This window comes from Ruegeria sp. TASC047 (assembly GCF_059612445.1).
In genome coordinates this window covers 124,356-134,351 of sequence record NZ_JBXWQP010000030.1, presented here as the reverse complement: position 1 = coordinate 134,351, position 9,996 = coordinate 124,356, and the positions used below count along the sequence as shown (strand labels likewise).

Below are 9,996 nucleotides of genomic sequence, written 5' to 3'. Positions count from 1 at the left end.
CTTCGGTCTCTTGTTTGCCATTCGTGGTCCTCCGTTTCCTAAACATAACGGTGGACCAGTTCAGTTGGGGAGGCTCAGTGCCACTGGCGACGTCGGTTCTCGTGTCGTGACTGAGGCCATTTCGCGTGGCCATGAGGTTACTGCGGCAGTTCGAAATGAGGCGGGGCTCAAAAAACTACCCAAAGGTGCCAAGCCGGTTGTTGCAGATGTCGCAGACCCTGCGGCATTGGCCACTGCGATGGCTGGCCAGGATTTGGCCATAAGCGCTGTGCGTACACCGGCCGGGCGTGAAGGCGAAGTTGTTGCTTTGACCCGATCCATCCTGCATGTCGCATCTCTTGTCCGTCTTCGTGTAATTATTATTGGGGGTGCCGCTCGTCTGCATATGCCCGATGGCAGCCCGCACACTGTCTTATCAGATCCAGACTTTCTGCCTGAAAGCATAGTCCCAACCGCACGTGCATCCATGGCGCAGTGGGAACTCTGTTCATCGGATGCCTCAGCAAACTGGACCTATGCCAGCCCGTCCGCCTTATTGCAGCCCGGTGAACGCCTAGGCGTCTTCAGAACCGACACAGATAACCTGATTGTTGATGACGCCGGCAACTCAGAAATCTCCATGGAAGATTTTGCAGTGGCAATTGTAGATGAGGCTCAATCGCCCAAATATCCACGCGCCGCCTTTACCGTAGGCTATTGAACCTCCAACGACCTAGTCGTTTTGGGAGAGCGCCCCGCCTGCAGTTCGCAAGCGGGGTATTTTCTCGAATGCGGTCTCGTCACGCGACCTTACGAATACGAACAGGCCGCACCACGGCATCGACAGTCGCTGACGTAAGGCAGCTATGAGCCGATTCAACAGGGCGGTCCATGGCGGCTGGTGAGATACTGCAGGCTCACCAATGACCGAGAAAAGCCCCATCGCCACAGGGCAGGTAAATGTCTCACCCAGGATGGCCAGACCCGGCATCACACCGACACCGGCGCGCAGATACGCCTGGCTTGCGATGTCCATGGACCCTAGCGTGTGCACCAGTTTGAAATTGATCGGCAGGGCCACACCAGTGCACAAATTCAATAGAACGCTTGTTGCCGCCAATGCTGTTACACTCGGCGTCAAGGTCCATGGCCGGTGCAGCAGCAGCTTAGCGCCCATCACCAAAACGCTCCGTCGGATCGCATGTCTGACTAAGGAAGTGTGACCGCCACTCTCACGAGTGGGTTTTTCCATCTTGATCTCTGATCAGAAACCATTCCCTGGGTACACGCAGCAAGCTGATGTTCAGATAATCAGCTTGGATCAAGGCAAACACATATTTTTGATTCACTTCTGCAACATTCTTGTGAATGCTTCATTGCTGTCTCTTTTCCGCCGGATTTGGTGCTGATAAGCAATGATTGAATATCGGGATGTTAAATAGTGCGAGTGGGCAGATGAGAGCCGGAGTTAACGGTCAGGTAGCCATTTCATGGGATCAAACTGAAATTGACGGACTCGAGGACGCGCCTCTGGCTTGTCTGGCCGTCGGCGCGGCTTGGTCATGGCGCGGACAGGCGATAGTGCTGAGCGCAGAAGCCGAGAGCAGCGTCGAACAGATTGGATATGCGCGGGGCGCTGCAACCCGTTTGCAGAACCGCTTCCCGATTGTCCGGGAAGTTTCCGGCCACGTGACCGGCGCTTTGACACTTACCAATGGGTCGCAGCGGTTTTCAGCCAACCTTGTTGCCGACACCAATGATGCAGCACCAACCATCGTTTTCGATGGCGCATGCCCGCCACGGGATGAAGAATTCTGGATCGTCGACGTGACCGATGTTGTGATGGTGCACAAGGCGGGTGTTGAAGGCGGCGGGAATGTCGTTGCATTTCCGGCCTGAACGCGACGTGTATTTTTCTTGATGAAAGCGGTGTGACAGCAATCGTCGCTATGCGCGCAGGCGCCTGCGCTGCCTGCGGCGAACATATCTTTGCAGATATTCGAAACTGCGTTGAATGCCGTGTTGACTCTGCCGGCTTTGCGGATATAAGCGCGGCTTCATTGGTGTTGGTGGCCCCCGCAAGGGGAAACCTGTCATGAGGGAAACCTCAAGAGGACAACGCCCTTCATAGTTGCCCGTTTGGGCATCGACCTAAAGAAGGAGATCAGCCGTGACCAAACGCACGTCTGCCAAGTACAAAATCGACCGCCGGATGGGCGAAAACATCTGGGGTCGTCCGAAATCCCCGGTCAACCGTCGTGAATACGGCCCCGGCCAGCACGGCCAGCGCCGCAAGGGCAAACTGTCGGACTTCGGTCTGCAGCTGCGTGCCAAGCAGAAGCTGAAAGGCTACTACGGCGACCTGACCGAAAAGCAGTTCCGCCGCATCTATGCCGAAGCCGAGCGTGTCAAAGGCGACACCGGTGAAAACCTGATCGGCCTGCTGGAGCGCCGTCTGGACGCCGTCGTCTATCGCGCCAAGTTCGTACCGACCGTCTTCGCTGCGCGTCAGTTCGTGAACCACGGCCACGTCAAAGTGAACGGCAAGCGGGTGAACATCCCCAGCTACCGCGTCAAAGAAGGCGACGTCATCGAAGTGCGTGACAAGTCCAAGCAACTGGCTGTTGTTCTGGAAGCTGTTGCCCTGGCCGAGCGTGATGTTCCTGACTACATCGATGCTGACCACTCGAAAATGACCGCAACGTTCGTTCGCGCACCGGGCCTGAGCGATGTGCCGTACCCGGTCATGATGGAACCGAACCTGGTCGTCGAATTCTACGCGAAGAACTGATCTTCGCATTCCGACCTGGAATTCAGAGCCGCACCTTTGGGTGCGGCTCTTTTCAATTTCAGCCCAGCAGAACGATATCTGACGCGCCTGCGCTACGACGCAGCTCGTGGATGTCTTTTAGTTCCGGGTCGTTGATCCATCCCAGCGCCGCGTCCCGGTTGGGAAAGGAAAGCAGGGCTGCAACGTCAGGCAAGTCCGGCGCGCCGTCCAGCGCGGTTGTTTCTGCGGTGGCGTGTTCGACCTTTCCGCCATGGCGGGCCAGTGCAGGCCCGGCCTGTTCGCGATAGGCGGCCAGCGCGTCGGGGTTCTTTATGGTAAGATTTGCGTAGGCATAGATCATGGCTTTGCTCCTTGATGTGTGGGCAAAAGCTAGGGTGTGATCTGCTTTGCGAAAACGCGTGTATTTGCATCAATGATGTGCGAATTTGCATGTATGGATATTCACTGGGATGATTACCGGGCCGTACTCGCCGTGGTCCGCAGGCGTACCCTGTCCGCTGCGGCACAAGTGCTTGGCGTCAACTACACAACTGTTGCCCGCCGTATAGCCCGCGCCGAAGCTGCGACAGGCGAAGTGCTGTTCGAGCGACTGACCGACGGGTATCGACCGACAGAAGCAGCGCACCTAGTCGCTGCGTATGCTGCCCGGATGGAAAGCGCAGAACACGCAATGCTGCGCGGTTTGTCAGGGCGGGATGCCCGGTTGGAAGGGCAACTGACCTTAACCGCGCCGCAACTGTTAATTGCCCATGTGCTGGCTCCGGCGCTGGGCGAGTTTGCTCAAAGGCACCCTGCTGTGTCTTTGCAGGTGCGCGCGGCAAACGAGATTCTAGATCTTAATCGACGCGAAGCCGACATTGCGATCCGGATCAGCCGCAACCCCGGCGATACGTTGAAAGGTCTGCGCCTGACGCAACAGCACAGCGCTTGTTTTGCCACGTCGGAATGGGCCGCGCGAATGCGGCAAGATCCGAATGCGCCCGTGGATTGGTTGCTTTACGAAAAGCAGCCGAACCTGCCGGACGGCGTCGACAAAATCTATCCAAACTCGCGGATACATATACGCTTTGATGACATGGTCGCGATGGCGGGTGCCGCACAATCAGGGTTGGGCGTTGTTCGTATGCCGGTGTTTCTGGGCCGCTCACTTCGGGGCTTGGTGCAGGTTCCGGTCCTTTCACCGCAACCCTACGCAGATATCTGGATCGTGGCGCACCCGGATGTTTGGCCTTCGGCAAAACTGGTCGCGTTCCGCGACATCATGGTGCCCTTTTTCAAACAAAAACGCCCGCTGTTTACGGCGTGATCATATCGGCAAAGGCCGTCCTTCGGCGATTGCTTCCATCGCGAAATACGACGTGACGCTGTCCAGCTCGACCTTTTCGATCAGCCGTTGATACACCTTGTCGTAAGACGCCATATCCTGTGTGACGACTTTCAGCTGATAATCGTAGTCACCACCAATCCGATGAAAATCCACGACCTCGGGGATCGTCAGAACGTGGCTGCGAAAGGCCTGTAGCCACTCGGCCGAATGATGCCGCGTGCGCAGCATGACAAAGACCACAAGGCTCAGGCCCAATTTCTCGCGTGCGATGCGGGCGGTTGAACCGATCAGGACGCCATCTTCGTTCAAAGCCTTCAGCCGCCGCCAGCAGGCGTTCTGGGAAAGCCCTGCACGATCCGCTAACTCCCGTTGCGACAGGGTGGCGTCCTTCTGCAGTTCTTTCAGAATGCGTGTGTCAATTTGATCCAATTTTGATGTCATTACAGATCATATGACACAAAAATTTTAAAATCAATGCAATAATAGGTGAAGTTTTCGCGCTGATAATAAATCACATTAGTCGGACAGTTAGGAGCCAATGCAATGTCCCTGTCCAAGTTTCGTGCGGAACTCTGTTCCACCGCTCACAATTCAAACCTGCGCGATGGGCTGATCGGAGAAAATGTTCTGATCCCGGGTCTGCATGGGGACGTGCCGCTTGTCTATGCGGATTACGTCGCTTCGGGTCGCGCCTTGCGGCAGGTCGAAGACTTTGTGGCGCAACATGTGTTGCCGTTTTACGCGAACAGCCACACCGAGGCCTCTTACTGCGGATCTTACATGACACATCTGCGCCGCGAGGCGCGGGCGGAAATAGCCCGCATTGTTGGTGCCCAGGAAGAGGACGCGGTGATCTTCACCGGGTCTGGCGCCACTGCGGGGCTCAACCGGTTGGTCAGCCTGCTCGGGGTGGCAGAGGCCGACCAACCGGTTGTCTTGATTGGTCCGTACGAGCATCACTCGAACATCCTGCCGTGGCGGGAAAGCAAGGCACTTGTGGTTGAAATCCCCGAGGCCGAAGGCGGCGGGGTTGACCTCGGGGCGCTGGAAACCGCGCTGTTGACCCATGCAGGCGCCGATCTTCTGATCGGTTCCTTTTCGGCGGCGTCCAATGTAACCGGAATTGTCACAGACCCTAATCCGGTGACGCGGTTGCTCAAGGCGCATGGCGCTGTGGCGATTTGGGATTACGCCGGGGGCGGGCCTTACCTGCCGATGGATATGGGGCCGGCGGACGCGCGCAAGGATGCGATCGTCGTTTCTCCGCACAAGTTCCCGGGCGGTCCGGGCGCGTCGGGTGTTCTGATCGTAAACCGGGCTGCGGCCAAACGGAACTGCCCCAGCTGGCCTGGCGGCGGCACCGTCAGTTTCGTGTCACCGTGGCGGCATGACTACAGCGCGGACCTGTCTGCGCGGGAAGAGGCGGGAACGCCCAACGTGATCGGTGATATCCGCGCGGCGCTGGCCTTTATCGTCAAGGATGTCGTCGGCACGGAAGAAATCGCAAGACGCGAGGCGCAGTACAACCAGATGGCGCTGGACGGGTGGAAGGATAACCCGCACCTGACATTGCTTGGGGTCAATAATTCGCATCGCCTACCGATCTTCTCTTTCCTTGTGCGCGACAACGCGGGACAGCCTGTGCATCAGCAGCTGTTTACCCGGATGCTCAGCGACGTCTACGGCATTCAGGCACGTGGCGGATGTGCCTGCGCAGGGCCTTATGCCCACCGCCTGCTGGGGATTGACCGCGCCGCGTCCGAGGCGCTGCACGCGGCCTTGTCTGCGGGTGAAGAGATGAAGAAACCCGGCTGGGTACGCCTGAATTTCTCGTACCTGATGAGCGAGGAAACGGTTCAATTCATCATCGACAGTGTCAATGACCTGTCCCGCCGTACCGAGGAATTCGTGCCGTATTACAACGCCGACCCGGCGACTGCGCGCTTCAAGGCCGCATGATGGAATTGTCGCTTTTCTCAATCCGTTGAGACAGGTATGAGGGGCCCATTCAACGGAGCCTCTCATGACCAAGATCACCCCGCAACCCGGCATTATGGACATCGCGCTTTATCAGGGCGGCCAGTCGCATGTGGCGGGGGTTGAGCATGTGATCAAGCTGAGCTCGAACGAGAACCCGTTCGGCCCCAGCCCCAAAGCAATTGAGGCGGTGCGCGACAGCGCGGCAAATTTACATCGGTACCCCAACACCGACCACGCCAGTTTGCGCGCTGCTATCGGCGCACGTCACGGGCTGGACCCTGCGCAGATCATCTGCGGTGTCGGCAGCGACGAGGTGCTGCAATTCATCGCTCAGGCCTATGCAGGGCCGGGGGATGAGGTGGTCTATACCGAGCACGGGTTCTCCATGTACCCGATCATTGCCCGCATGGCAGGTGCCACGCCGGTCATGGTGGCCGAGCGCGACCGCAAAGTTGATGTGGATGCCATTCTGGCCGCCGTAACCAGCCAGACGCGGATCGTGTTTGTCACCAACCCCGGTAACCCGACCTCGACCATGATCTCGAACGACGAACTGGACCGTCTGGCGCAGGGTCTGCCCGATACCTGCCTGATGGTCTTGGACGGCGCCTATGCGGAATTCGTCGACGATTTCGATGGCGGTGCGTCCTTGGTGGATGCGTATGAGAACGTGATCATGACCCGTACATTCTCGAAAGTGTACGGGCTGGGCGGGATGCGGGTCGGCTGGGGGTATGCGCACCAATCGATTATCGATGTTCTGAACCGGGTGCGTCAGCCCTTCAACCTGTCTTTGACAGCTCTGGCCGCAGCCGAAGCAGCGATCAGCGACGTCGAATTCCTGACGTTCTGCCAATCCGAAAATGCGCGCCTTCGGGTGTGGCTGGCCGAGGAGCTGGACAAGGTCGGCGTACCCTCGGACCCGTCCTGCACCAACTTCATCCTCGCGCGTTTTGCCGACAGGACCGAGGCCGAGGCCTGTGACGACTATCTGAAAACGCAGGGTTTGATTGTCCGCCGGGTTGCAGGCTACAACCTGCCGAATGCCCTGCGGATCACCGTGGGCGATGAGGAAGCCTGCCGCCGCGTCGTTGCGGCGATTACAGCATTCAAAGAGGGCGCAGCATGAGCCAGATTTACGACCGGGTTGCGCTGATCGGGCTGGGCCTGATTGCCTCCTCCATGTTCTGGGCGATCAAGCGTGGGGGCCTGGCCGGGGAAGTGACCGGCTATGCCCGGTCCGAGACGACACGTGACACGGCGCGCAGAATCGGGCTGTGCGACCGCGTCTGTGACACGGCGCGCGAAGCGGTCGAAGGTGCGGATCTTGTCGTTCTTTGCGTGCCTGTGGGGGCAATGGGGGCCGTCGCAGAAGACATCGCGCCCGTGCTTAAACCCGGCGCGACCCTGTCGGACGTGGGGTCGGTCAAGCGGCATGTCATTCAGGCGGTTCAGCCGCATGTCCCCGAAGGTGTGCATTTCATTCCCGCGCATCCTTTGGCTGGGACAGAGCATTCCGGTCCGGAATCGGGTTTTGCCAAATTGTTCGATAATCGCTGGTGCCTGCTGGTGCCTGTCGAAGGGACCGACCCGGATGCAATCGCCCGCCTTCGGGCGTTGTGGGAAGGTATGGGGTCCCATGTGGATGAGATGGACGCCGATCATCACGATCTGGTTCTGGCCGTCACGTCCCATGCGCCGCACCTGATCGCCTACACGATGGTTGGTGTGGCCGACGATCTGCGCCGGGTGACCGATAGCGAAGTGATCAAATACTCGGCTGCGGGTTTCCGGGATTTCACCCGCATTGCGGCATCTGACCCGACCATGTGGCGTGATGTGTTCCTGTCCAACAAAGATGCGACGCTGGAAATCCTGGGCCGGTTCACGGAAGAGCTGTTTGCGCTGCAACGTGCCATCCGCACCGGGGACGGGGAACATTTGTTTGACTACTTCACCCATACCCGTGCTATTCGTCGCGGCATCATCGATGCAGGGCAGGACACCGACGCACCGGATTTCGGGCGGGGAAAGGCAGGTTCATGAGGTCATACCGGGGGCAATTTCTGATCGGGATCATGGCGTTGTGCGCCATGACCACACAGGCAGCACCTCTGGAACGATCTCTGGTCCCACCTGCACGTCCGATTCTGTACCAGCACAACGTACAGGTTGTGTCCGCCGTTGCCCCGGTGTCCGTCGCGGCCATAACCGATCTGCGCCCCATTTCACGCCCGGTTTCACCGCAGGTCACTGCCGCCCTGGCGCGACCATCGGAATTGCCGCTGCTGGGGCCCGACACCTCGCTGATGCCTTACATGAGACCTGAATCGCTTGAACAGCAGGTGCTTTTCAAAAAACGCAAGCTGCGCAAAGGGTCCGTTTGCGGAGATATCGCAATTCAGGGCAAGCCCGTCGGCAGGGTCGGCAGCGAGAATTCAGCCTGTGGCGTAAAAGATGCAGTTCAGATCACCTCTGTTTCCGGTGTGGCACTCAGCCGTCCGGCGACAATGGATTGCGGCACCGCAGTTGCGCTGAACAAATGGGTCGACAAGACAGTCAAACCCACCTTCAAACGCCGCGGCCCCGTGGTCGAGTTGCAGGTGGCGGCTCATTATGCCTGCCGAACCCGCAACAATCGTAAAGGCGCGCGGATTTCCGAGCACGGCAAAGGACGCGCCATCGATATTTCAGCCTTCAAAATGGCCGATGGTGAGGTAGTGACCGTCCTCGCTGGATGGCGCAAGAACCCGTCAAAAAAGCAACTGCAGAAGATCTGGCGCGGCGCCTGTGGCCCGTTCGGCACCGTTTTGGGGCCGAACTCGGACAGCTACCATCGCGATCATTTCCATCTGGATACGGCACGCTACCGCAGCGGAGCGTATTGCCGTTAACGCAGGATCAGCCGCGGGGCAGGGCCCAGCGGCACCGGCCCCAGGGCGACAAAACCATCCCGGAAGTTCAGCTGAAGGTCCAGCGCGTTGGGGTTGCCACCCAGCCCTGCCAGAAAATTCAGTGCGCGGGTGACAGGATTGACCGCCTGATCGGGCAGGGCGCCAGCCGCGTTTGCCATGTCGATCATATCACGCCAGTTCTCGGCCTTGACGGCGATCTCGCCACTGGGAACACCCTGCGCGTCTACATCCAGTTTACCGGCAGCAAACAGACGCAACCCACCCCATTTGATCTCGGCCAGTCGCAGGTCGATGGCCACGGGCTGTGGTCTGCTGTCCTCCAGAGCTGACCTGTCCCAGACTTTGCTGAACGTGGTGACCATGTCCAGTTCCAGCGTTTCGAAGGACTGCGGCAGCGAAGCCGCCGAATTCATAAGGGCCCGCAACCGGTCACCGGGTGTGAACCCATCCGCGCGGGCGGTAATGGCATAGGCTTCGGGCTGGGATGTTTGCGCCATGATCAGGCTCAGGGTGTCCCCTGCGGCCAGTGCAGTGGTGTTCTCGGTCACCGACCACGCCCCTGCCGTCAGCGCCAGTTTCTCAAGCACAAGCGAAACGCCGGGCTGCAACTGTAGTTCTGCAATCAATTCATCGGCAACAATCGTTGAGGTTTGATCGTAGTAAGACAGTCGTTGCGGCGTCTCGGCAAACCGCAGCACCTGCCGGCCGGGCCAGATCGCGGGGCTTTCGAATTCGATCCAGTCCGCACGCCAGGCTGTGCCATTCACCGGATCTGCAAGGGCAGGGTTGTTCAGACGAGTCACGTGATGGGTCGGATACCCTGCCGTTGCCACGTCCGAGAAATCAGCCAGCCAGCCGCGCGCCTGTTGTTGATCAAACCAGCCAGTGATTGCCGCGCGCAGACCATATCCGGCGACAAACCAATATGCGCTCCACAGGACGCCGATAAAAATGATCACTCGTATGACACGGCGCATGAGCTTTGGCCCTTTTTCCTGCCTCGG

At 58.8% G+C, this 9,996-nt stretch carries 12 protein-coding genes; 8 read left to right on the top strand and 4 right to left on the bottom strand.

The window, feature by feature from the left end:
• Positions 1 to 700: NAD(P)-dependent oxidoreductase (locus AC2FLO_RS13025; protein ID WP_496753606.1), on the top strand; the 700-nt coding region annotated here is incomplete at its 5' end.
• A gap of 12 nt (positions 701 to 712) precedes the next feature.
• On the opposite strand, the gene AC2FLO_RS13020 is transcribed toward AC2FLO_RS13025, so the two are convergent.
• Positions 713 to 1,156 carry a hypothetical protein gene (locus tag AC2FLO_RS13020; RefSeq protein WP_496753604.1) on the bottom strand — a complete coding sequence of 148 codons (444 nt, stop codon included), beginning with the start codon at positions 1,154 to 1,156 and terminating at the stop codon, positions 713 to 715.
• A 278-nt stretch (positions 1,157 to 1,434) separates the two neighbouring features.
• On the opposite strand from AC2FLO_RS13020, the gene AC2FLO_RS13015 reads away from it, so the two are divergent.
• Positions 1,435 to 1,878 (top strand): hypothetical protein, encoded by a 444-nt coding sequence (locus AC2FLO_RS13015; RefSeq protein ID WP_496753603.1) that lies wholly within the window; start codon positions 1,435 to 1,437, stop codon positions 1,876 to 1,878.
• A gap of 271 nt (positions 1,879 to 2,149) precedes the next feature.
• On the top strand, positions 2,150 to 2,770 hold the full coding sequence (gene rpsD, locus AC2FLO_RS13010; protein WP_170374584.1) for a 30S ribosomal protein S4: 621 nt from the start codon (positions 2,150 to 2,152) through the stop codon (positions 2,768 to 2,770).
• Positions 2,771 to 2,828: 58 nt separating this feature from the next.
• On the opposite strand, the gene AC2FLO_RS13005 is transcribed toward rpsD, so the two are convergent.
• The gene (locus AC2FLO_RS13005; RefSeq protein WP_496753601.1) at positions 2,829 to 3,110 is read right to left on the bottom strand and encodes a DUF1330 domain-containing protein; all 282 of its coding nucleotides are present in this window, start codon (positions 3,108 to 3,110) and stop codon (positions 2,829 to 2,831) included.
• A gap of 93 nt (positions 3,111 to 3,203) precedes the next feature.
• Between AC2FLO_RS13005 and AC2FLO_RS13000 the strand changes: the two genes are divergently transcribed.
• Entirely contained in the window at positions 3,204 to 4,076 is an 873-nt protein-coding gene (locus tag AC2FLO_RS13000) for a LysR family transcriptional regulator (protein ID WP_496753599.1), read from the top strand.
• Here AC2FLO_RS13000 and AC2FLO_RS12995 read toward each other — a convergent pair whose 3' ends face one another.
• Positions 4,077 to 4,538 (bottom strand): Lrp/AsnC family transcriptional regulator, encoded by a 462-nt coding sequence (locus AC2FLO_RS12995; protein WP_496753597.1) that lies wholly within the window; start codon positions 4,536 to 4,538, stop codon positions 4,077 to 4,079. It lies immediately after the preceding gene.
• A 102-nt stretch (positions 4,539 to 4,640) separates the two neighbouring features.
• Between AC2FLO_RS12995 and AC2FLO_RS12990 the strand changes: the two genes are divergently transcribed.
• From AC2FLO_RS12990 to AC2FLO_RS12975, 4 genes are all read left to right on the top strand, one after another.
• The gene (locus AC2FLO_RS12990; protein WP_480553903.1) at positions 4,641 to 6,056 is read left to right on the top strand and encodes an aminotransferase class V-fold PLP-dependent enzyme; all 1,416 of its coding nucleotides are present in this window, start codon (positions 4,641 to 4,643) and stop codon (positions 6,054 to 6,056) included.
• A 64-nt stretch (positions 6,057 to 6,120) separates the two neighbouring features.
• A complete protein-coding gene (gene hisC, locus AC2FLO_RS12985; protein WP_496753595.1) occupies positions 6,121 to 7,206 on the top strand; it encodes a histidinol-phosphate transaminase in 1,086 nt (361 codons plus the stop codon).
• Entirely contained in the window at positions 7,203 to 8,123 is a 921-nt protein-coding gene (locus AC2FLO_RS12980; protein ID WP_480587959.1) for a prephenate/arogenate dehydrogenase family protein, read from the top strand. The genes hisC and AC2FLO_RS12980 overlap by 4 nt, the downstream gene beginning before the upstream one ends.
• A complete protein-coding gene (locus AC2FLO_RS12975; protein WP_496753593.1) occupies positions 8,120 to 8,971 on the top strand; it encodes an extensin-like domain-containing protein in 852 nt (283 codons plus the stop codon). Before AC2FLO_RS12980 ends, AC2FLO_RS12975 begins: the two co-directional genes overlap by 4 nt.
• On the opposite strand, the gene AC2FLO_RS12970 is transcribed toward AC2FLO_RS12975, so the two are convergent.
• On the bottom strand, positions 8,968 to 9,969 hold the full coding sequence (locus AC2FLO_RS12970) for a DUF2125 domain-containing protein (protein WP_496753591.1): 1,002 nt from the start codon (positions 9,967 to 9,969) through the stop codon (positions 8,968 to 8,970). The genes AC2FLO_RS12975 and AC2FLO_RS12970 overlap by 4 nt on opposite strands.
• Positions 9,970 to 9,996 lie beyond the last annotated feature (27 nt).

What these genes read in the sequence shown, in the direction of transcription:
- AC2FLO_RS13020 (WP_496753604.1), bottom strand. Translation starts at nt 1,156, where the DNA reads ATGGGCGCTAAGCTGCTGCTGCACCGGCCATGGACCTTGACGCCGAGT.
- AC2FLO_RS13015 (WP_496753603.1), top strand. Translation starts at nt 1,435, where the DNA reads ATGAGAGCCGGAGTTAACGGTCAGGTAGCCATTTCATGGGATCAAACT.
- AC2FLO_RS13005 (WP_496753601.1), bottom strand. Translation starts at nt 3,110, where the DNA reads ATGATCTATGCCTACGCAAATCTTACCATAAAGAACCCCGACGCGCTG.
- AC2FLO_RS13000 (WP_496753599.1), top strand. Translation starts at nt 3,204, where the DNA reads ATGGATATTCACTGGGATGATTACCGGGCCGTACTCGCCGTGGTCCGC.
- AC2FLO_RS12995 (WP_496753597.1), bottom strand. Translation starts at nt 4,538, where the DNA reads ATGACATCAAAATTGGATCAAATTGACACACGCATTCTGAAAGAACTG.
- AC2FLO_RS12990 (WP_480553903.1), top strand. Translation starts at nt 4,641, where the DNA reads ATGTCCCTGTCCAAGTTTCGTGCGGAACTCTGTTCCACCGCTCACAAT.
- hisC (WP_496753595.1), top strand. Translation starts at nt 6,121, where the DNA reads ATGACCAAGATCACCCCGCAACCCGGCATTATGGACATCGCGCTTTAT.
- AC2FLO_RS12980 (WP_480587959.1), top strand. Translation starts at nt 7,203, where the DNA reads ATGAGCCAGATTTACGACCGGGTTGCGCTGATCGGGCTGGGCCTGATT.
- AC2FLO_RS12975 (WP_496753593.1), top strand. Translation starts at nt 8,120, where the DNA reads ATGAGGTCATACCGGGGGCAATTTCTGATCGGGATCATGGCGTTGTGC.
- AC2FLO_RS12970 (WP_496753591.1), bottom strand. Translation starts at nt 9,969, where the DNA reads ATGCGCCGTGTCATACGAGTGATCATTTTTATCGGCGTCCTGTGGAGC.